15 protein-coding genes are annotated in these 22444 nt (G+C 59.6%); 3 read left to right on the top strand and 12 right to left on the bottom strand.

The window, feature by feature from the left end:
• Positions 1-10: 10 nt before the first annotated feature.
• Positions 11-838: a restriction endonuclease gene (locus tag ACTJI4_RS08920; protein WP_440869088.1), complete on the top strand. Its 828-nt coding sequence runs from the start codon at positions 11-13 to the stop codon at positions 836-838.
• 202 nt (positions 839-1040) lie between these two features.
• Here the strand turns inward: ACTJI4_RS08920 and ACTJI4_RS08925 are convergent, their stop codons facing one another.
• From ACTJI4_RS08925 to ACTJI4_RS08950, 6 genes are all read right to left on the bottom strand, one after another.
• Positions 1041-2297: a DUF3526 domain-containing protein gene (locus ACTJI4_RS08925; protein WP_440869089.1), complete on the bottom strand. Its 1257-nt coding sequence runs from the start codon at positions 2295-2297 to the stop codon at positions 1041-1043.
• Entirely contained in the window at positions 2294-3733 is a 1440-nt protein-coding gene (locus tag ACTJI4_RS08930) for an ABC transporter permease (protein WP_440869090.1), read from the bottom strand. The genes ACTJI4_RS08925 and ACTJI4_RS08930 overlap by 4 nt, the downstream gene beginning before the upstream one ends.
• The gene (locus ACTJI4_RS08935; protein WP_440869091.1) at positions 3730-4452 is read right to left on the bottom strand and encodes an ABC transporter ATP-binding protein; all 723 of its coding nucleotides are present in this window, start codon (positions 4450-4452) and stop codon (positions 3730-3732) included. The genes ACTJI4_RS08930 and ACTJI4_RS08935 overlap by 4 nt, the downstream gene beginning before the upstream one ends.
• A 726-nt stretch (positions 4453-5178) precedes the next feature.
• Complete coding sequence (locus ACTJI4_RS08940; protein ID WP_440869092.1) at positions 5179-12816, bottom strand: CHC2 zinc finger domain-containing protein; 7638 nt, start codon at positions 12814-12816, stop codon at positions 5179-5181.
• A 443-nt stretch (positions 12817-13259) separates the two neighbouring features.
• On the bottom strand, positions 13260-13787 hold the full coding sequence (locus tag ACTJI4_RS08945; protein ID WP_440869093.1) for a hypothetical protein: 528 nt from the start codon (positions 13785-13787) through the stop codon (positions 13260-13262).
• Between the two features lie 434 nt (positions 13788-14221).
• Positions 14222-14542 carry a hypothetical protein gene (locus ACTJI4_RS08950; RefSeq protein ID WP_440869094.1) on the bottom strand — a complete coding sequence of 107 codons (321 nt, stop codon included), beginning with the start codon at positions 14540-14542 and terminating at the stop codon, positions 14222-14224.
• A 475-nt stretch (positions 14543-15017) separates the two neighbouring features.
• Here ACTJI4_RS08950 and ACTJI4_RS08955 point away from each other — a divergent pair, with 475 nt between their 5' ends.
• Both ACTJI4_RS08955 and ACTJI4_RS08960 read left to right on the top strand, forming a co-directional pair.
• On the top strand, positions 15018-15842 hold the full coding sequence (locus tag ACTJI4_RS08955; protein WP_440869095.1) for an AraC family transcriptional regulator: 825 nt from the start codon (positions 15018-15020) through the stop codon (positions 15840-15842).
• A gap of 26 nt (positions 15843-15868) precedes the next feature.
• Positions 15869-16942, top strand: coding sequence for an alpha/beta hydrolase family protein (locus tag ACTJI4_RS08960; RefSeq protein WP_440869262.1), 1074 nt, complete (start codon positions 15869-15871; stop codon positions 16940-16942).
• Between the two features lie 204 nt (positions 16943-17146).
• On the opposite strand, the gene ACTJI4_RS08965 is transcribed toward ACTJI4_RS08960, so the two are convergent.
• The 6 genes from ACTJI4_RS08965 to ACTJI4_RS08990 form a co-directional block, all read right to left on the bottom strand.
• Positions 17147-18058 carry a CPBP family intramembrane glutamic endopeptidase gene (locus ACTJI4_RS08965; RefSeq protein WP_440869096.1) on the bottom strand — a complete coding sequence of 304 codons (912 nt, stop codon included), beginning with the start codon at positions 18056-18058 and terminating at the stop codon, positions 17147-17149.
• Between the two features lie 499 nt (positions 18059-18557).
• Positions 18558-19319 carry a hypothetical protein gene (locus ACTJI4_RS08970; RefSeq protein ID WP_440869097.1) on the bottom strand — a complete coding sequence of 254 codons (762 nt, stop codon included), beginning with the start codon at positions 19317-19319 and terminating at the stop codon, positions 18558-18560.
• 350 nt (positions 19320-19669) lie between these two features.
• A complete protein-coding gene (locus ACTJI4_RS08975; protein WP_440869098.1) occupies positions 19670-19951 on the bottom strand; it encodes a hypothetical protein in 282 nt (93 codons plus the stop codon).
• 71 nt (positions 19952-20022) lie between these two features.
• The gene (locus ACTJI4_RS08980; RefSeq protein WP_440869099.1) at positions 20023-20403 is read right to left on the bottom strand and encodes a hypothetical protein; all 381 of its coding nucleotides are present in this window, start codon (positions 20401-20403) and stop codon (positions 20023-20025) included.
• A gap of 282 nt (positions 20404-20685) precedes the next feature.
• Positions 20686-21108, bottom strand: a complete 423-nt coding sequence (locus tag ACTJI4_RS08985) for a hypothetical protein (RefSeq protein ID WP_440869100.1) — start codon at positions 21106-21108, stop codon at positions 20686-20688.
• A 187-nt stretch (positions 21109-21295) separates the two neighbouring features.
• A complete protein-coding gene (locus ACTJI4_RS08990) occupies positions 21296-21838 on the bottom strand; it encodes a hypothetical protein (RefSeq protein WP_440869101.1) in 543 nt (180 codons plus the stop codon).
• Positions 21839-22444 lie beyond the last annotated feature (606 nt).

A 22444-nucleotide genomic window follows, 5' to 3' on the forward strand; every position in this document is an offset into this window, starting at 1 on the left:
ACGCTGTTCCATGGGACGTAGAAAGAACACGAATGGGTTTGACACCTTGACCCGTATGCCGTGGCCAATCGGCATTGCGGCTGGGGCAATGGGCTTCATCACGATCCGCTTCGTCATTCCGTGGTGGTTCGCCCGGCAGGACAACGCGCTGGCGAATGGCATGGCAAGCAATCTCTGGCAGGCGCTTGAACCGATCGCCTGGATTTTCCTTGCAGGCTGTTGGTTGGCTGCCCTGCTCTCCTTCTTGGGGGCGCGCCGCCGCCGCCAGCTGCTTGATACCCGCACCACGTTGGAGAGCCTGGCATCGCTTGGCTGGCGGCAGTTCGAGCAGTTGGTGGGCGAAGCCTTCCGCCGTCAGGGGTACCGGGTTGAGGAAAGCGGACTTGGCGGGCCTGACGGCGGGGTCGACCTGATCCTGCACAAGCAGGATCGCCGCGTACTCGTCCAGTGCAAGCAATGGCGCCGCAGACAGGTAGGTGTAAGCGTCGTCCGCGAGATGGCCGGATTGCTTGCCCACCACCAAGCCGATGCGGTGAAGATTGTCTGCGTCGGCACGTTCACGCCCGATGCCGAAGCGTTCGCTCGCGGAAAGCCGATTGAGCTGATCGGCGGAGAACAGCTGCTGCAGATGATTCAGCAGTCAAGGGAACCCAACTCTGGAGCATTGAAACACGCTGAGCGAAGGGAGCCTGCACTGGCCCCAACCGTGGATGCTCCGATGGAAGCCCGTAGCTGTCCCCGCTGCGGAAGCCCCGCAGTCAAGCGAACCAATCGGAATACTGGCGCGCACTTCTTTGGTTGTAGCCGGTTTCCCCGCTGTAGGGGCGTAGCGGCTTGACGGGTAAAGGATGACGCCGTTGACCGTTCATACCACGCCATGAAGCGCGTTGATCATTACGTTCTTCGGCGTGCGCCAAAAGCCGCTGAGAAGGGCCCGTTGTTCGGGGGTCAAGTTCGGCCAGTCGTCGTCCATGTTGGTTCTCCAATCCATCCTGGATCCTGAGTGAGGGGAAGTGTATCCCCCTCTGCGAGGCTTGGCTTCACTCCCCGGGTTCGAACGGGGGTATCCGATCGTAGTCGCTCTTCACGAACGGCTTGTCAGTGAACAGGTAACCGTAGAAGAACTGCCGCAGCCTTTCGTGATAGCCGCGAATGCGGTCCTGGTAGGCCAGATGGGCCTGCATGTCCGTGCCTGCCATGCGGGTCAACGCGACCTGCAGGCCCACCGACGGCAGTACCCAGCCCACTGCCGCGGCGGCGGCGTTGCGGCGTTCGATGCCTTCCCGGTATGCGGCCACCAACGGCGCAACCTGCTCATCACCGTTCTGATGGAAGGCCAGGTACCACTTGTAGTGGAACGCATCGCCAAGCGGCGCCGAATCACGCCATTGCGGATGGCTGGCATAGAACTGCTGCATGGTCCGGTCGCGAGGAATATCCCAGGCGCCGTTCACCGCCTCGCGCTGCGCCCGCGCGATCGTAGCCCCCTGCTCTACCGGGATCGCCCGCTCGATCCCCACATTGGCCAGTGCCGGGGCGATCAAGGCAAGCACCACCCAGCATGAGGCGAGCACCGCCGCATTGACCCCGGAATTCCAGGCACGACGGGGGATCAACAGGCACAGCACCACCCAGAACAGCAGGTAGGCGGCAGCCAGTGCCAGCACCGCCAGGATCTGGCCCACCGGCACGCCCTGGTCGACTGCCACGACCACAAAGGGAGCGCCCACGCACAACCACAGCGCCAGCCCGCGGATTGTCGTGCGCCGCAGGTAAAGCCAGCGGGTGCGGAGCGGCAGGCTACGCAGCATGCGCTCCCGGCCGGATTCTGTCTCGGAGGAGCGCAGATCATGCAGCAGTGCAATGGCGAACAACGGCAGCAGGAAGGTCAGCAGGAACGAGAAGTCGAAGCGGCCCGCCAGCGCCAGCTCCGGATTGAAGGTATCGCCATCGTGGATCTGGGCTTCCAGCCCCAACGCACGCACGCGCAGCATGATGGGCGCTACATCGCGCATGCCCACAGCCGCAAATGCCAGCGGCGACGGTGGGTTCCACGTTGGCTGGAAGCTGTAGTACGCGGCAGTGCCTGCGTCTACCGAATCCCCATGGGCCGCCACGACGGCCGCTGTGTCTTCGGCATGCAGCGCGCCGATGCGTGCAATCGCCTCGTGCTGGCTGTCGATGCGCTGCACGCCGGAAAGCAGGCTTGCAATGGTCAGCACCAGCAGCAAGAGCAGTGAGCCGACCGCCACCTTGGAGCGCAGCAGCAGCTGCAGATCGAAGTACCACGGCTTCATCGCATCACTCCCAGGCGGCGCGACATGACGCCGAGCAGCAACAGCGCCGCAGTCAACCACCCCGCCAGCACCAGCAGCGGCAAGAGCAGCGATGCCAGCACGGTGGAGGTGCCCTGCGAACGGAATTCAAAGTGTGGAATCTTCTCCCATTGGGAGCTGTCTACCCGCTTGCGCTGGTCGGCGCCTGCGTCCTTGGCGGTGTCATCGGCGTAGGAGACCTCATCGGCCTGCATCTGGTTGAGCTGCTGCACGAGCTGGTAACGGTGCTGCTCGGCCTGGTCCAGGAAGCCCAGGTGTGCGCGCAGGTCGGTGGCGGCCGCCGTCATCGACAGCTGCCGGATCGCCAGTACCGGGCTGAGTACTGCAAAGCCGGCCACCAGGCGGTTCTGCCGATGCTGGATCGCGGCGGCGTCGGCCGCATAGCGGTTGAACAGCGACGAGGTCAGCCGCTCGCCCTCCACTGCCAGAAGGCCCTTGTAGTTCACCGGCAGGTCTTCGATACGGGTGACCCCGTACTGGTCCAGCACGCGCTGCCTGAAGGCCGCGAAATACGGGTCGTTGGCATCGTGGCTATCACCCAGTGCGCGCAGATCACGCGCGATGCTTACCTCGTTGTGCAGGCGGTCCGGCAGCGGAAACGCCGCGTAGGCCAGATCGGGTGCGATACGCGGCACCAGCAGCGCCATCACCGCCCAGCCGCCGATCAGGGCCAGCAGCGCATCCCGGCGCTGGCTCATCATCGACGACACGGCGGTGATCAGCACGCACCAGGTGGCAAGGTAAAGGGTGTAGCCCAGCATGACGGTGAGCGCCACGGGCAGCGTTCCGGGGCTGCCCCATGTGAGCGAGGCAAGGCCCAGGAAAGCCGGCAGCAGGAACAGTGCAGAAACCACAAGCAGCGCGGCGAGCTTCCCACCCAGAATGCAGCGGCGGCTGGCACCCTGCAGCATGACCTGCCTCAAGGTGCCGCTCTGCCGCTCCTGGGCGAGCGTGGCATGCCCGAGGAACACCAGCATCAGCGGCGCCAGGATCTGCAACGCGAAAACCGGGGTGAGCTGGCCGAATCGTGTCAGGATGGAGTTCTGCATCACGTCGCCGAAGTTGGCGGTGTTCTGCCGGTGGCCTTCCAGGAACATGCTGCTGCCAGTGAAGGGGTCCACGCCGGGATCGAACGCAGCCAGCGCGGCCGGCAGCCGGTAGACGAAATGCCCGTAGTGCACCACGCGATGCGGGTGGCGATCAGGCTGGGCATTAAAGGCGTCCTGTGCGGCCGCCTGCTGGCGCGCGCGGTGCTCTGCGGCGGCCTGCATATGGTGGAGCGAGACCACCGTGGCAGTGATCGTCAGCAGCGTCATCAACACGATGCCCGCCAGCGCCGTGCGTTGCCGCAGCAGCCCGCGCAACTCGTTCTTCATCACCGACAACGCCACCCTCATGCCTGGCGCTCCCGCCCAGTGAAGTGGGCGTACAACGCATTGAGGTCGAAGTCCTGGCGTTCCACCTCATGGACGATGCGGCCGTGATCGAGCACCCCGATCCGGTCAGCCACTTCCGCAGCGCCCAGCAAGTCGTGCGTCACCATCAGCACGGCGGTACCGCGCGCGCGCACCGGCTCCAGCAGCGCGTGGAAATCGGCGCTCGCGCCCGGGTCCAGGCCCGAGGTAGGCTCGTCCAGTAACAGCACGGGCACCTTGCGCATCAACGCGATGGCAATGGCCACCTTCTGCCGCATGCCCTTGGAGAAGCCTGCCAGCCGTTGATGCCACGCGGCTTCCTGCAGGCCAGCGGCGCGCAGCGCCTCGCAGATGGCCTCGGTCGGTTGCCGCAACCCGCTCAGCGAAACAAGGTAGTCCGCGTTTTCCACCGCGCTCAGGTGTTCATACAGCGCCACGTTTTCGGGCAGGTACGCCAGCTGCGAACGTGCCCGCTCCGGCGCTTCCCACGGAGTGATGCCGGCAACCTGCACTGTGCCGGATGTCGGCCGCGTGAACCCCAGCAGCACCGACAGCGTCGTCGACTTGCCTGCACCGTTGCCGCCCAGCAGCGCGTAGATACTGCCTGCGTGCACCTGGAGTGCAAGCCCTGAGAGCACGTTCTTCGAGGGGAAGGAAACGGACAGTCCGTTGATGTGGATGATGGGAGCGTTGAGGGACACTTGGGCTCGCCCTGGAGGAAGGGTTGGCAGCCTAGCATGTTATGTTATGACATTGCACTGCATTCAGTGTATGGGGTGCTGGGCAATTTCTGAGCGGTGAGGCGGGCTCGCCGCAGGGCGCTCCGCTGGATTCCCCACAATTGACCCAAAGAATGGAGGCGTCTATGACAAGCAAAGCTCGGCGCCAACAGGCGTTCGTTGAAGCCACCGCTTCGCTCCGACTCGAGGTCTTGCCCGTTTCAACTAAGGATGATGATCTCTACTTGGCGCCCATGGAGGGATTGATCTCTTGGAGTCTGCTCGATCTGGTTTCGGCGCGAATTTGCGATGAATTGCCATCAGACGCGATGCCAGCGCGCAAATAGTTGGGCCATCTCTGCCGAGCTTGCCGGTCCAGTTCCGCAGTTCATAGAGCAGAATTGGCGCAGCCTAGGCGAAACGTTTGCGACAGGCCCGGAGGGAGAGTCGGCGCAGGGTGTTGCGTCCGGGCGTAGGCGAGCACGCAACACCTGGGTGCCTGCGTGATGCGCAACGCGCTTCGACCTTCTTTGACACGAAATTTCCGCAACTACGGGCCTGGGCGGGCGCAACGCTATGGATTGGTACCAAGAATGCGAAGTCGCAAACTTTGCTTGGCGAGTTGTTGGTTGTGCCTCCGGGATGCCTGTTGAAGCGTCCTGTGGGAAGGAAAGGCAAAGTCTTCCCTTCCGCACGTTCTGCGCATCTTCAATCGTCCGGTGCGGGAGCAGCCCAAGACGGCACTTCCAGTGCGGGAATATCCCCGCGGCAGGTCAAATCCGCAACCAAGAAGTCAAGCCAAGCAGGCTCGATTCCCTCGCTCCCGCCTACCTTCAAGCCAGGTTGCTGATGCCTGTCTTTGTGCCAGGCGTTGAAGCGTTCGTAAACCGCACTCGGGTTGGGGAAGAATGCGGAGAGGCTCCGCGCCGTCTCAATATGTTCCGCTTCGTCAATCATTCCTGAGTGAGCCGTCTTTAGCCTGTTGTATGCCTGTTCAAATTCCTCCTTGGTGCATGGCGTACCGATTGAACTGAATAGCTTGCTGGTTAGTAGAGTTTCCAATTCCGCAAGCGTCTGCGCGTTCTTGGCTACCCAAGCGGCTTCTTCAAGCGTGGTCTGCCGCTGAGGCTTCTCTATAGATACCAAGGCCTCTGCCAGCATCCTGCCGTTCTGTACTTTATCTACGACCTCAACTACAGGCATGTACGCCACCAATGTCATGGGCTCAGGCAGTAGCTGCGGTCGCGGCTTTCCGCTTACAACGTGCACCGGGTCCATATCGACGACTACGAGCGCTTCGTCCTTGTTCGACAAGGCGCCTTTACCGTCGGGCTGGAGGATGCCGGTATGCCACCCGTGATATGGCGTAAGCAGTTTAACCACTCCCCCAGGTGATGGTGAACGCGTGACAGAGTCAATCCCGATGAAGCAACTCTCTCCACTGGCGCCATCAAGGACCGCATTGCAGAATACCGTGGCCGTCCCAGATGCAAGTACGCTGGCCTGCCCTGCATGCCAATAGTCATTGCTCCGCGTGGTGTGGGCGGGCACCAGCAACACCGAACGCCGCTCGCGTTGTGTTTGCGCGATGGTGAGCAAGTCGCCCACTGCACGCAAATCTTCTTCAACCTGGGTGCGGGCTTGTATTGATGGATTCGACTCACCGAACAAAGTGAGTATTCTCTCCAGCTCCTGCACGAGAGGCCCGCGGTTTGCTGGGCTCGTAAGCAAGAAGAGCTCCGAGCAGATCAGCTCCATACAATGGCGTAGTTTAGGGGCGCCACTGGCAAGTGCCGCCGTCAATCCTCTGACCTGCTCTGAACTCCAGCTATCATCCTCGTGCCGTTTTGCGCGTAGTTGGGTTATTGCATTAAACACGCTTTCATCGGAATAAAGTGGCGCAAGCTGGCTTAGGTCTGGCTTAAATAGTTCATGGGCGGCTACTGCCCTGTACTTCTTGCCCCTCGAAAGCTCAAAGGTCGCTTTCTCTTTAAGCCCGAACTTATCGAGTAACGGCTTCTCGGGCCGCCAAAGTAGCGTGAGGACCTCCTTCAAGTGATCTTGATGGCTCTCAGAGGAAAAATTTCGGTAAGTCCCGGCCAGCACTGCAAGCCCGGGATAGTGTGCGGTCAACTCAGTCTTCATCCATTGGACCGTTTCCTTGCGAAGGGACACTTCGGGCAGTACCAGCAATTCCACGCCGAGCCTATAGCACGCGTTGAGTGCCTCACCCAACACCGCACGTCGCCGATGTTCCGGCCATGAGATGACATCTACGTGCTGGTTCCATTGATGTTCGTTCCCTTGTTGGCCCGCTTTCCTAGCCTTATTGAGCGTCCCATTACCAAGCTTCAACGCCAGTTCGTCGCGGGCATGCTTGCTTAGCGGGAGTCCATCAATGCCAACTTCAGCCACAGGATGGCAGTAGGTGTCTTTTGAGCTTAGCTGTAGCAGTGCTACGCGGAAGTGGGTGCCGCGCTTGGCGGCGGCACCGTCCATGTCAGCCCCGCCCCCCCTCTTTCGGATATCCAAGGAGGCGTTCTGTAGCTCGCGCAACTTGGCAAAGAAGTCAGTCCCGAGGCGGGCGCCCGCTTCCGACGCGGCCTCCCCGCTGTCATCCCAACGACTTTCGGTAACGCCGTCTTTAACGTTGTCGTCACGCTTAGTGGCGCGCGAAGGGTTTGGTGCTACAAGAACAACGCCCTCGCTCTCTGTCGAGCATTTATCTTCTGCTCCCTGCATCGGCGCGGGTCTCTGAAGAACACCTGCCGTTTCGCCGTGGGCTGCGTTGGAAGGATTAACCGGGTTGGACATCTCGCGGTCAACTTCTAGCCCAAGCCAAGTTCCCAGCTTCCCGCCCAGCCAGTGAACCGCTACAAGCTCTTCATTTGCCTTTCTTCGTGTCTCAGTCCAGGAAGACAACCTGCGCCTTCCGCGCTCCACCCGCTGGACGTCGTCCCCTCCTAGAGCCGTGTATTGCGGCTTAGACATCTGCCAGCCAACTTGTTTCGCGTCGGTGAATTCGTCGGTATGTCTATTTCTGCCAAAGCTCGGTGCCTCCGCGCGAACGACAAGAAGCCCCAGCAGTGCATCCAGGTCAACAGTAGCTGCGTTGACTGCATCTACCAGTGCATCACAGTCAGAAATGCTGAGTATGGGCAGATCATCAAACGGCCACATCGCCTCTTCGTAGGTCAGCTCGCCCAGCGTCGGCGCCGCATCTCCGTACTGCCATGCACGGAGTACGGAAAAAACATCCGCCAAGGCTGGAATATCTAAACCTTGCGGGAAACTGGCATCCAGCAGCCCTGCCATCGCTAACATCCAGTGCCACGGGCTTGCCCTTTCAAGTGCAGGCCAATCGGCATTGCTGAGCCACTTGGAGATGGCGTTGTAGTCCGCTTGCGGGTTGGCGCGTAGCTCTTCGGGCACCCAGGCCGCGGGCAGGCGCAGTTGATCCTTCAGTCGATGCCTGTCCTGGTACAGCCCCCATAACGCCGCGACACTCCCACGTAGCCCAGCCGTGGACACAGCAAGGGCCAGTGCCACCCGCAGCGGCGGTGCGGTGTCGGCATTAGGCCCGGCGCCGCTCATTCCGGTGGCATCCCGCATTGCGCCATACAGAGCGTGCATCAATGAAAGCTCGGGGCGCATCCTCTGCGGTGTTGGCCCGGATTGGCCCAAGTCAATGCCCTGCAGCAGCCACAGCGGAAGGCGCCCTATCGTCTGCGGAAAGACCAGGTGCAGCACGTTGCGAAGGTCAGCACCAGCCCCGCTCCGCAGGCGGAGGGCCATGGCCTTGGTTTGCGCCTCCATCATCAGCACATGCTGCGTCTTGATCCGAACGTCCGCCTCGGCCGGATAATCCCGCAAGAGGTCCAATGCCCGCCTTACCGTCCCTGGTAGCGCCCGCTCTCCCGCTCCTGAAGGAGAGATCTGCGCCTCGGACAGGTAAGCGCCCTGCAGCTTGCGCAGCTGCTGCCTCAGCACGTACCCCTCCATCAGTTCGCTGCGCAGTCCCTGTCGTCGCTCAACAGATGTTTCCCCTTCAAGGGCATCGTCGGGCAGCATTTCCTCGCGGCTTCCAGTCTCCCCTGACATATCTCCCGCGATGCCCAGTACGTCGGCAACTGTCCACCCCACCCGCCAAAGGTTGGCATGAGCCTTGGGTACACTCGTTGTGCGGACTCGCCCATCCCAATCGTGGAACCATGCGTTGACGCCGAGGAACTCGCGCCTGATCGGTTCGCCGACAAGGTGGACCAGTACCACTCCGTTATCCGTCTGCTGAAGCAACTGAGGCCTGAAGGGTACGTAAACCGTATCCTCCGTAAGCTCAGCGAGGTGCATTGCATATAACCCGTCGAACAAAGCGGCGGCCGCCCTTGTCCTTGAGCCGAGTGATGCTATTTCCTCTGGACCAATCTCTTTCCATGAGACCACTTGTGCGCTTGCTTCCACGCCCAGGTACTCGGCTGTGCTTTGCTCTGGACGGAATTCAAGTGCTGAGAAGGCGACTGCAACGTCAGCCTCACCAAGGGCGACGTGGATGAAATCACGTGATCGCTGGGCCTTGGGTGGCACGGTGTAGACCAACATTCGCTTGCTCTGAGAGGCAACCTCGTTCGCGAAAGCGAAAAGTGAGGTTTCTTCAGGCGTTTCTTCGTGTGCAACCGGCAGGTGCGCAATCAACTTTAGACATTCAACATCGTTTGCTTTGAACAGGTGCTTGAACGTCGCCAGAATTTTCAGCCCCTTCGGGCCTGGAGCACTGCTCAGGACAAAATCTATAGCCATACCTCGGGCCGCAGCTTCATCCTCTTCCTCTTCGCCATGCTCAATCCCCAGTTCGGCAGCGGCTTCTGTCTTCTTCAACAGATCACGCACGGCATCGGCTCGACTCAGGCCGTGGTTTCCCTGCGAACGGACGCTCTCGCGATTCTTGAGCTCGTTCAGCGGCTGCCGTTCGGCAAAATCACTGGAAACCGGTAGCGCGTGTAGCGCCTCAGCGGCCAGGCATAGCCATTCCAAAGAGGTCACCGCCCCTATGTGATGAATGATTACCATAGGCTCAGAAGCCACTTGGCGCGAGAGTCGGCGTGCCTTCGACGCCGTCAGCCTTGTGCGACGCTGCAGGTGCGATAAATTCTCTCTGGCGGCTACTTCGTTGAGGAAGCTGAAGAAATCGCGACGACACACGGCATGCGCCAACGCCTGGCGACGTGAACGGTTCTTTGGTACCTCTTCCATCGCCTGGCCGTTCTCGATCCAAGGGTTGGGATCGAGCAAGCGATCTAACCCCTCGATGGCATACAGCCAGTGGTAGCCACGCTGCTCAAAGGCCTTGTCCCACCGCTCCGTAAGCCCTTGGCATGCCTGCTCCCACAACCCCCAGTATTCTTCCCAGATTTCGTGACTAGCCCGGTCCACGAGATCCTCATTTTTCCAGGCAAGCCACCACCAGAGCAATCGGGTGCAAAGCCCAAGATCGTTAGGCCGCAAGTCCTCGGCTGCCATTGCCGCCTGAACCTGCGGCAGGATGGACGGCGGGTTGGCGATAAGGTCCGGGTGGCGCAGCATCCGCAAGGCGCACTGTCGGTCAACTCTGGGCATGTCCTCTGCCAAGCCCCAACCAGCCTCGCCGTCTCCTACCAGCGGCGCCTCCCATCCTGGGACCGATCCAGCGAAAGCTCGGCCCTCGTTCAACTGCCTCATCACCTGCTCTGGTGATCCCGCACGTACGCGATCGCCCTTATGAATCAAGGCTACTGAAGATAGCCGTGCTTCGGCCTGCAGTGCCTCTCGCAGTTGGCCAAGGAGCTGTGCGCTGTCGGCAAATATGACAATGTCGTCGACGTAGCGAGCATAGCCCGCTCTCGGAACATACTGTCCGTTATCTGAAACCTTGCCATTTTCACGAATGAACTTTCGCGCGCAGTTGTCCAATGGAAACAGCGCGATAGTACCAATGTAGGCTGAGATCACCGGTCCCTGCGGAATTCCTATAGTTTCCTCGCTCCACGCGTCCTTCCCGTCCTGCTCTGGGCTCCGGTAGTTGTACCCAAACAGGAACCCCATCAATAGACGTTCGAGAGATTCGGCCCAATCTTTTGCGCCTTGGTTGTCTCTCAGGCCCAGAACGTCCGCAAGCCCTTTCGGCAGTCCTGACTCGTTGAGCTCTGTAATCAATGGTGAAAGCAAGCTGTCGCGCACTACAAACCGCTGCACGGTGTCGTAATACCGGCGAACGTCCAAGCGAAGCACATGCACCTGCGAACCTATGGCGTGGCATTGCTTGCTAAGGCAATTCATGAAGTCGTGCCAGCATTGGCCGAATGGACGGAACATACCCTGATCTGAGGGCGTCCTGTGTCCTTCCAGCACCTCCATGTCGATCTGGTACCCGAAACTTAGCGTCGCAGGCTCCCCGGATTGCAGATCCGGCGCGTTGAGAGCCGAGAATGGCCCAGAGACGACCACCTCATCCCGTGATGAGTACCACCTGACAGCTGGAATACTTGCGGAGAACGTTCTTCCATCCAAACTGATGCGGTCATGCCGTTCGGTGAGTAGTTCATTCAAGAAGATCTGTTGCACGTGCAAATCAGCCGGGTGCGGCATTACTTTGCGCCGCGGGTCGCTCAGCACGCTCTCCTCCATGCTCAGTTTTCTGGGCAGGTTGACAGCGTCAAACGGTGCCGCCTGGCGCCACACACCCCCTTCGGCGATCACGCTTTTCAATCGGTCAAGTGCTACAGCGTCAAACAGGCGTGCATTTGCGCTTAGTGTAAGCCAGGCTTCTTCATCGCAAGGGAGTTCACCCCGACGCGATCCAAAGTATGCCAGCGTCCGTGCCAATGCTGTCCTCTCATAATCGCCATTGAGGTAGACCATCTCGGAAGTACGAGAATGCTTCTGCGCGCCTTCCTTGAGGACTTCACCTAGATCATCGGCCCAGCTTGAGTCGACTCGCGCAAGGCGCAAAGAGAAAGAACTTTGCTGCCGCCTACCGCGCGACCGGTGTATAGCAAGCGCCGTGCGAAAGAGCGCTCTTTCCTTTACCTCCACGGGCATGCTCTGCCAGCTCTCTTCCAGCACCGAGCTATCCTTCCCCCCCAGCGATGCAACTAATAGGGCTGCCTCCGCTGGTAGGCTGTACTCCTGCAGCCACTGCTCTGCATGCTCCTCTCCAGAGACATCGCGCAGACACGCATCCGGGTCTTTGCCAATCCCGGGCCGCGTACGCCAATGGACGCCTATCCACTGCAGGTCCAATCCAGCAACCCCCAGAAGTTCTCTGACAATTCGGTCGGTGGCGTTGAACCCGGCTACATCGTTATCAAGAAAAACACACAGGCTCAGCGGTTGCGCATTATCAGGGCGAGCCTCAATGAAGCCGGACAAAAGCCCAAACTGCTCTTTGCTCAGGCTTGTTCCCATCAACGCAACCGCATGCTGCCCAAGGTAATCCAAGCGTAATGCATCAAAGAATCCCTCAACGAGGCACAGTCTGGAGGGCTTGTTGTCCTTAAGTTGAGCTGTTACTCCGTCGAAGGCAGCCCGTGCATTGAACAGGTAATCGGCCTTCTTAAAGCCAGGTGTAAGCCTGTACTTCGGCACATCGCTGTCTGCTACGTCGTTCAGCAGTCTGCCTGCAAAGCCGACTACCCGTTGGCTTCTTTTCTCAGCATCGTATACCGGAATTACGATGCGGCCATCAGCGAAGTAGTCATCGAATTGCTCGCGGTAATCCAGCTTGAGCTGGTGGGTCCCAACGGGTGTTCGCAAGCGGCGGACCAATCCCAGCTCTAACAGACCATCGAGCAACTCCAGTGCCTCTCCCACCTCCCGCATCTCTGCAGCGGCGACGAGGACCGGGCCAGTTATGCATCTCAGTCCCTTCCCGTACAAAAACTCCGCTGTAAACCCGCGCTCGGCACTCCAGCGCTCAAATTCTTCCGCATCGTGGTGGAGCTCAAACTGTTGAAGAGCAAAGTCCAACGCCGATGTTCTTCGCCCTCTTCTCTGAGTAGTTTCTGGCCTGCCCCGCACGGGCTGGACGTTGTACTGCCTAGCGAGCCATTCAACGCTGGCCTTGAAATCGATCCCGTTTACCTCCTTTACCAAATCGATCGCGTTGCCGTGTGCGCCGCACGCGAAGCAATGGAAATGGGCTGGCATTCCCCTTGCGGCCGCGTACAGGTTGAGGGAGGGCCGCGTATCCTGGTGGAATGGGCACACAGCAGTCACTTGATGTCCGCGGCGCTCCACCTTCAAGCTCAGTCGGCTCACCAGATCATCCAACGGGACCTTCGCCAGAAGATCTCCCACGTCATAAAAAGCCACGTCCCCTCCCCGCCCATTCAGTGCTGTTAAGTAGAGCTTATCAGTTCAGCCTATCCGTTCAATCGAGTTTGATGGTGTGCATCGCCTAGACTACGGTCAGTCGCCGCGAAGGAGTTCGCCTGGATGCAGAGTGCGCAGTCTCTACGCTTGATCGATCAGTTCTTGTTTCTACTTCGGCGGTCAGAGCAAAGTGCTCGGGGCGCGGGCTCAAATATTCCCGCGCCTCGCCAGATCGTGCACGCACGGTTTCCATCTTATCGCGGCCGCTCCTTGGCAGAAGCTGCGCTATCTTGTGGCGTTTCGCTAGAATGCGAAGGTGTCGCGCAAGCGGCAAGCGGCAAGCGGCCAAGCGGCCAAGCGGGTAATAGTCTGTGAGCCCGCCATCGAGCGCCTATCCTTCGTAGCAGTTCGGCGTCGGCTTGTGCGATGCCCCAAGAAGAGCGTTATAAGAAGCGCTCTGTCGGAAGAGTGAGCTCCCAGACCTGATGCTTCGCTTGTACGCTCGGATACTCCAAGGAAAGCAGGCCGCGCAACATGCCCAGTCGCTTATGACCTTCGATGAGCAAACTAGGAGGCATGGGTAATCCGCGGGGGTGAATCAGGCCTGCGCTATTGGTGGCCACAATGATCGGAGCAGGAAAGGTGCCATGACTGATCATGTATCGTCCGACCCAGAAGTCCAACGGATCGAGTGGATCCAGGGAGCGATAGGCCAGATCATCCCAAGAATCAAAGCGACCAATCCCCAGAATGTCCGCGTTACTGTAAGAGCATAGCTTGAATTGAAAGTGCTCGAGCCCACGGTCGGCCCACAAGACTTCGAAGTCACCCCAGTGTCGCCACACCCATTCGCGGATCACGTCTTCAGGAAACTGCCGCAGCTGCTTCGGCCAGCGATCCAAGTATGATTCAAAGGACTCTGACTCCAAATTGCCGTAGCCCCTTACCCGCAATGCTTTCAAGTCGATCACTTTACCGCGTCCTCCGCTAGAACCGAGTCGACTGGTCCCTGATCATAGCCTTTAGAGACGCAGGCCATAATCAGGGCTCTCTCCACACTCGGGGCGTGGTAGGGGATTACTGGCGAATCGTCTATCTTGGGGGCTCAGCGCTCTAAACCCTACTATGTTGAACGGTGTTGTCGTCCTCGCCATCGAATTGTGTGCCGGCTTCTTAGCATGGGGTTGTGGCGGGGGCGCAGGACCATTGGCCGGGTGAATCTGTGAAGCCACAACCGACGACATCAACAAGCCAACCGTGAGCATCAAAAAACGAACGTCCATGTCGCCTCCTACTTTCGTCCATACCGATACTGCACGGATTCGGGGGGCGCTTCCATAGGGCGTTCCCCGACACCTATCTACGCCCCGCAGCGGCGCTGCCGCCGCCCCGTTCAACGCACAGGTCACCCAACTGGCCCCAGCTCCCAACGGCCCCCAGTCTTCTCAAATCGCACTATGGCCTTGGATAGCGCCTCCGGCGACGGGTCTGCCGCCAGGACAAACAGCTCACGCCCGAGCCCCAGGTACATCCGCGTCCCAGGCTCGATGCCCAGTCCACGCATCCATAGCCCCCTCGTCTTCAGGCAGGGAATGGTTGGGCAGCCGGGATAGGTTTCGAGGCCTTCGTGATGAAGCGCATTGATCATTACGCTCTTTGGTGCGCGCCAGAAGCCCTTGAGACGGGCGCGTTGCTCGGGGGTCAAGTTCGTCCAGTCGTCGTGCATGATGGTTCTCCTCTGTGTTCTCCCTCGCCGGGATGGCGAGGGAGTCGGGAGGTTCAGAACCGTGATGTGGATACGGTGCGACGTATTTCCGCGAGGGTGTTGTATTGCGCCACCCTCCCGACACAGGACGTTCAACATGAATTTCCACATCGGGTTCTGACACCCAAGGGACACCATGCGACAGACGGGAGGGTACTGGAACTCGACGTCGTCCGGTCGCGCTTCATGGCATCAATGGACCCGCGAAAAAGCATTTGGCGAGCAAATGATTTCGTGAGATTCCGTGTGCCAGCACGCATTTACCAAGGCACCAGGTCGCACTTCCGGAGCTGCTTGCGCCAGCAAAAAGGTTCACTTAACAACCCGCAACATTGTCGCTCCCAACCCATACCGCGCACCAACAGCAAGATCCCGCAAACGCACTCCCCCGCCCTGCGGTACGCTCCCACCCAGTCACTGGCACGGAGCAGGCGTCATGGGAGCGGCACGCAAGGCCCTGTGGTATATCGAAAGCCACTTCGCCGAGAATCCGTCGCTTGCCCAGATCGCCGAGGCGGTGCAGCTCTCACCGTTCCATCTGTCACGGCTGTTCCAGGTCAGTACGGGAACCTCGATGGCGCGCTACCTGCGTGCGCGTCGCCTGACCGAGGCTGCACGCACCCTGGCCGCTGGCGGCGTGCCCATTCTGGATGTCGCCCTGTCCGCTGGTTATGCCTCGCATGCGGCCTTTACCCATGCCTTTACCGAGCAGTTCAAGCAGGCACCGGAACAGGTGCGGCGCGAAGGTCTTCAGGGACTGGCCTTGGTGGAGGCCGTCAAGCTGGACGCCCCGCCCCTGGCCTGCGAGGTGGAACCGGTACGCCGCCAGCTGGGCCCGCTGCGTGTGGCCGGCATCCGCGCCCGCCACACCGCTGCCACGGTGGCGTCCATTCCCTCGCAGTGGCAGCAGTTGGCGCTGACCCGAGAATTGGGCAAGGACATCGCCTTCGGGGTCTGTTGCAACCGGGATGGCGAGGGGGCGTTCGACTACATCGCCGGCATGGAGATCGGGGCGACCGCCGCCGTGCCGTCGGCCTGGCATGCGGTTTCCATTCCGGCCGGCGACTATCTGGTGGCGTGGCATGCGGGCCACATCTCTACCATCCGCTCCACCTGGTTCTGGCTGTTGAACGACCACCTGCCCCGCTCCGGCCTGACTCTCGCCGATGCACCCGACTTTGAACGCTATGACGCCCGCTTCGACGACCGCACCGGACACGGTGGCGTGGAGATCTGGCTGCCGCTGTCCAACCTGAGTTGACCCAAGGAGATTCATCCGTGCGAGTAATGCCACACGCCCTCGTTCTGCTGTCCTGTCTGTTCGTGCCGTTGGCATGGGCGGCGCAGCCCGCCCCCGCTGTTGGTGAAAGCCATGGGGTGGCGCATACGGCCAGCGCAGCGGTGCGCGATGCCGGGCACAGCGACCGCGTGCGCTACACGGTGTGGTACCCGGCGCAGCCCGGTGCGCAGGAGCAGCCGCTCGCGATAGGGCCGCCGGGCGCGCCACTCTTCCAGGAGGGTTCGTCTGCCGTGGATGCGCCGGTTGCGGCCGGCCGCTGGCCACTGCTGCTGGTGTCGCATGGCAACGGCGGCGGTGCGCGCATGATGGGCTGGTTCGGTACCGCCTTGGCACGCGCGGGGTATGTGGTGGTGGCGGTGGACCATCCCGGCAACAACGGCATGGACCCGATGACGGACGCGGGCAGCATTCTCCCGTGGAACCGGGCCGACGACCTTGCCGCCGCGCTGGCGGCGGTGCAGGTCGACCCCGAGCTGTCTGCGCATGTGGATGCGGACCGGGTGGGTTTGGTTGGGTATTCGGCCGGTGGGTTCACGGCGCTGGTGGCGGCGGGTGCGCGTCCGGACATGTCCCGGTTGATCGCCTTCTGCCAGTCATCGCCGAAGGATGGGGTCTGCCTGCCGCAGGCCGAGAATCCCGAGCTGACGCTGGAGCGGCGGATGGCGGGGGCTGCTACGCCGGCGTTGGCGCCTTGGGTTGCTGGTGCTGGGGAGGATCGTCGTATTCCGGGTGTGCGCGGTGTGTTCCTGATGGCGCCGGCGATTGTGCAGGCGTTTGAGCCGGCTGAGCTTGGGCGCTTGGAGGTGCCGGTGTCGGTGGTTGTGGGTGCGGCCGATAAGGTTGCTTCGTCTGCCACCAACAGCAGGGTCATTGTCGAAGCGAATGGCAAGGCGCAGCTGCAGGTGTTGCCGTTGGTGGGCCACTACGACTTCTTGGCTGAGTGCACTGCGCTGGGGCGTGAGCGGGTGGGCGCGCTGTGCGCGGTGGAGGCTGATAAGGCGGCTACGCATCGGGTGGCGATTGAGCAGGCCGGAGTGCTGTTTGATTCCGTGCTTCGGTAGGCGCGGAAACTCCATAGGCACTGTTACGTGACACTTCTCGGTTGAGCTTGGGCTTCGTTCCGGGTCATGCGTTACCGCCTCCCTCTTTGGTCAAGGACCGCTTCCGGCCGGAGCAGTCGTCGCGAAACGTAAGCCGAAGGTGGGCCTGGTCGAGCTTTATCTCGGCAGGGGCCCGGACGGGGCGATGCCGCCAGGGCAGTGGCGTTACCTGCTGGTCGGCGAGAAGCTCTGAGCTCCGCGCGTCTTTCGCCACTGGATCCACGCGATCGCGGCGACGAAGAAGACGCTGCACAGGTAACTACCTTCCGGCCCTTCCGCGCCACCGGTCAGGCTGTCGAGGCCTTGCGGGCGCAGCGCCACCAGCAGCGCCGGCAAGTGCGCATCGATGCCGGTGACGGGCAGTTCGAAGCCAATTGCGAGCAACCAGTTCCACCCCGCATGCCAGCCCATTACGCCCCAGATATTGCCGGCCCGCAGCGCCCAGGCGCAGGCGAACAGCGAGAACAGGAACGTGCCGAGCATGACACGCGGCGGCTGGTGCGGACTGAAATGCAGGAAGCAGAAAACGAGCGACACCAGCAGCACTGCCACCGCGACATTGGTCTTGCGCGCCACCGCCGACAGCATCCAGCCGCGGAAGATGACTTCCTCCACGCTCGCCTGGAACGTGAAACTCAATAGCAGCAGACCGATGTGCAGCAGACTGGCGGGCGACCGCCACGCCTGCCCCAAGCCCGCCGCCTGCATGCCGCCAGCCATCCAGATCGCGACTACGACCAGCGCGACTGTGCCGAATCCGACGGCCAGTCCGCGCAGGAAGGTTTTCAGCGGCGCCGGACCGGTCAGCCCGATACTTGCCAGCGAGCGCCCTTCGACGAAGCGTACCCAGGCGAGCACGGCCGCCAGCGTCGGCGCGAAGCCGATCCACAGTAGCGCATGCAAGCCAGCGCGGCCGATCGGGTCGCCACCCGGCGTTGACCAATGCTGCGACTGCATCCACCCGTCCAGCGCGATCACCGGTACCGCGTTGAACAGGATCATCAGGATCGGCGTCACCCAGGCCCAGGGCAGCCAGCCGCGGGCCGGATCGGGCGAGTACAGGGCAACGGGGGTCATGCGGGGCTCCAGGTCGACGTGATCGCCGCTGCAAGTTGCCATCCGCGTGGGGGCGTGGCAACCCGTTTGCGACCAAGCCCCAGAAGCCGCCGATGAATCAGCCGGATCGCCGATGAACTGGCGCTGAGTCGTCGCCCGTGGTGTCCGCTTTGGGTGGCGGTTTCATATGTTCGATGAAACACAGACAGCTGCTTAAGCAGCAGGAGTGTTGTGGATGAAGCGAAGGACAAGGTCTGGGACCGGGCACACCGTCCCAAGGCTCGTAAGCTGGCGCTGCATCCAGGCAACTAAACGAGAGGCCACGCAAGGCCCTGGACTTCCAGGCACCGATCGAGCGATATCAAAAAGCTGTTGCATTGACCAGTTGAAACCGCCGTCGAAAGGGGACATTACAACGGTCGGCGCCTCTGTCCTCCCCGAACGTCCACTTTCGGCCGGAAGCGGACGCTCACAGCGTGGCAATATAACAACCGCGGAGCAGGCTCACTAAAATGAGCTGCTAGACATTCTTCCCCTTGCGGCCATACTTTATTTCTATGTCTCGCTTTAACGCACCAGATACTTGCTTCATAGCAGCAATGCAGTGAGTAAAGTAGGCAGCATCGACATCGACTTTCTTCCCATTGACTGCGCGCGCCTTCTTGCCCGACTTGGCCTGGTACGTCTCGTTTGCTACGCGTCCGTTGTGTACGACCAAGTCGCGAGTGGCAGATATCTCATAGAAGTCCATAAAGCTGGGGTCTTTCTTCGTTCCGATTATCTCTGCGACGTAGGTTAAATAGATAATGGGCTTTTGGCGCAGCACGTTTGAAACATGCCCAGAAATAACTCTGCGAACAAGTTCATCCCTATCTGAGCAGTCCAGCAGGGTCTTCACTTCAATTTTCTCGGCAGAAGGAACTCCGTTGTTCTTCTCCGTTATTCTGAGTGGATAGTGCGAGAAGAAGTCCATCAGCAAATCCGCAATGAACCATTCGAATCTGGCGACCAGGCTGACAAGGAATGATTCGTACAAGCCAGATCCAAGGTACTGATCATAGATGCCTTTTAGTTCAGCATCAGTTCGCTCCGCAAATCTCCCTTTCTTTGTCGACGGGACGTAATAGCGCTTGTCTTTTCTTGACGTGCTCTTGCCGTACACCGTCTTCGCATCACCCAAGACCGGGACGATCTGCTCTAAAAATATGTGAGCGTTGTTAAGTTCGCGAACAATAGAGTTTTGGAGCCTATAGGCACTTTTTGCAAAGGCTGGATTGGCCATTTTTGAATTTGTAACACCTGAAGTAGGCGGCGCAGCGAAGCTGCGTCAGCCGAGATGGACTGGTTGGCGACACTGTCCTGGCTGCTGAGCTAGTAGTGCATTCGCCTGTGTGTTCTACATTCTTATTGAGAACAGCGCCACACCTCAATGAGCCAGTGCCAATTTAAGGAGCGCCTTTCAAGGTATAGATGTTTGTTAGCCCCTCCCGCAACGTCGATGGGTTAGGTCACAAACATTTGAGCAATACGATCCAAGCCTGGCAAAGCTAGCCAACTGTCTCTAGTTGACCAAAAGTGGATATTGAACGCCCGACTTAAGCGGCGCCGCGAAGTGGCGTAGTTTTGAATGAACTATTGATCCGCTGGGGCAGGAAAAACTCTGAGCTCACCTACTTGGAAAAACTCGCTAATTCCCCACTTGGCCAGCTGGGCGTGCGCAGCGGCAAGATCCGAGAAGGTTCGCTTCCCAGAGGAGGAGGCGTAGACACCATAAGGACCGAAGATGGTCCATTCTGACGAGCCAGCAACCGGAACAACATTCACCAAGACAAATTTCTCTCCGGCCTCCGCAATCTCTAAAAACTCCTGATCATTCATGGCCATGACCTTTTCCAAGTAACTTGTATCAATCACGGTAACCTCCATTGGTGGCCTAACGCCTCAACTACGCCTGCCGGCGATGTGGTGGCGGGTTGATTGAACTGTTATGAACGTCGATGCTTGTTGGCCCAGTAGTCATGCACCTTATTAAACTCAGATATCCAGCAAGCCAATGGGTCCTTAGTGTTCTTTCCCAGAGATTTGGCCAACTCGAAGAACCCTGGTCCGGGCAGCATGTCACCATATTTGTGTACGACGATAGCAGTAAGCATGCCTCGCCCGCCTTTTTCCTCGTCGCTGCTGATCTCTCCGAGAAGATGAAACAGCCGCGCGTCATGTGACTCTAGTTTGAGCGCACTGATCTGGCCGACGAGCTCAGAGTAGGTAATTCTGCCTCTGCGGGTAGCAACATCAACTAGGATGGCTTTCGCTTGCTCCTTAGTCGCATCCCACTGCGCACCTTCAAATATGCAGTCGTTGAGCATCAATCCCCCGTTAGCGCACAACTACCTTACAGCCGGACCCGTGGGGCTGCTTATATGGCCTATCCACAAAGAACCGTATGGTGAGTTATGCCTTGATAAAGCTCGATCTTAGGGCGGCCAAGTCCGGTTAACAAGCCAGCGTGTAGAAGGAGCCAACGGCAGGCTCTGTGGCCGTACCAATGTCCGCTTTGGGTCGATAGCCAACAATAGCACCGGACGAATTGCTCAGGTGTTCCCCATGTCAGCTTTCGGCCAATAGCGGACATTGGCACCAACGCAGCCTCAATCCTCATCCATGCAACATACGCATCCAACCGTCTGATCGGACACGACCAATACACCAATGTCGAACGTTGCGGACGTGACTGGAGTCCAGCCAACACCAAGTGCCCCTGTTGAGCGCCCCCACTCACCATTTGTGAAGAAGCGCGCATCGCTGCCAGCGAACGCCGCTACGAACTCTCCCGAAAGCTCACGGGCGAGGGAAAAAGGCATGATCTCGGTGTTGTAGGCCATGTCCCTATGAAGGACGTTCTCTATGACCTTAGCTGCCTCGACAGCATCATTCTCTTCGTAGCATTCCGACGAGTCCAGCAGTCCAAAACTCCTGGCAAAGTCGGTCACGGACGCTGAAGCAGCACCAGGAAGTATCCCGGCGATAGTGTCCTGTCCTCGCTCCTGCTTGATGCGCTCAGTGATGTCCAAAGCTTCCCCCGGCTACCTGATCGATGTGACTTGTGGCTCAAAGAACGTTCGCAATGGGTCGGTGGCCGAGATTTCCATCCTTCCCGGCGGCCGCAATCGGCCCGGTGTCCGCTTTCGGCCAGAAGCGGACATCGCCCAACGCCTGAACTAAACCGAGCCACAAAGCGGCTTCGGCTTGAATGAATCGTTAGATGCCGTCACCTGTTCCCTCCGTGACGGCCGCTTTGGGGAGGGGCTTGAACAGGCTCGCAAAGGTAATCAACGCCGCAAGGGTACTGACGAGTACTTGCTTAGGCGCAGCGCCTGGTGGGAACAGGATCGGTTGGACCTCATTTGCCGCATTGAGCGCATGTTTTACCATCATTGGCTCAATGTCGGTATCAACTATCTGTTGGGTAATGCGAAAATCTCCCCACTCATGCGCGCATTGATTGCGCAGCTTGTTGAGAAGGCGGATATCCTGGTACAGCTGCTTTGGGGTCATTCCAACGCAGTAAGCCAGATCAACCTTTGACGCGAATGAGTTGAACGATCTAGTTAATAGGCGAGAGCGTGCGTCGGAATTTCCATGGCTGAAAAGCTGTTCCAACCGGCTTGCGAAGACGCTATCTAGGATCGCAATTGCCACCAAGACCGCGCCCCGATCAGACTCGCGGCGCAAGACTGCAAGCGCTTCTTCAATAGTCTTAGGGTCGAGGCCATCGATGATGGATAGGTCGCGAACTGTCATAGGCATCTAACGCCTGAATTAAGCCGGGCCGCGGAGCATCGGCTTGAATGAATTGTTAGGCAGCAGTGCAAAGCACGTGCGCCTTATAGATGGCATGTTGCCTTTCAGCGCCTGCTGCAAAGTGAGGTAGTTCAGCCAACAAGCGATCCACGAGAGGGGCTGGTTCTGGTAGAGGCCGAAACCCGATGCCCTCCCAAGCCCGCATGCCTGAAGGCGCCATAGCCTGAAGCTGGAACTCCAATGAAGTGAGGTTTGCGAAGTATGGCTCTGGCAGATAGCTACGAGGTATGGATACGTAGCTCGCCCGACAGTGCTTACGAATAAAGGCGTTTCTCAACTTCTTAGCCGCGTCCGCATCTGAGGCGGACTGCTCGCGAGCGGCAGCTGGGTTATCAAGCTTCTTGCAGTAACGCCACATACGGCCGGTGCAATACGCTTGCGTGAACTTGTGGCTGCGACCTTCGCTGCCGGTGGCGTGCTTGCTGTAAATCCTGGTGCGGAATCCCTCGGTGGCTTTTGGTGTGCTACCGATGTACCGGATTTGTCTTTCATGATCCCAAAGAGCGTAGACACCGAACTCTTCTGGGAGATCTGCGAGATTGATTG

The sequence above is a fragment of the Stenotrophomonas sp. 22385 genome (assembly GCF_052045085.1).
Classification (GTDB): Bacteria; Pseudomonadota; Gammaproteobacteria; order Xanthomonadales; family Xanthomonadaceae; genus Stenotrophomonas.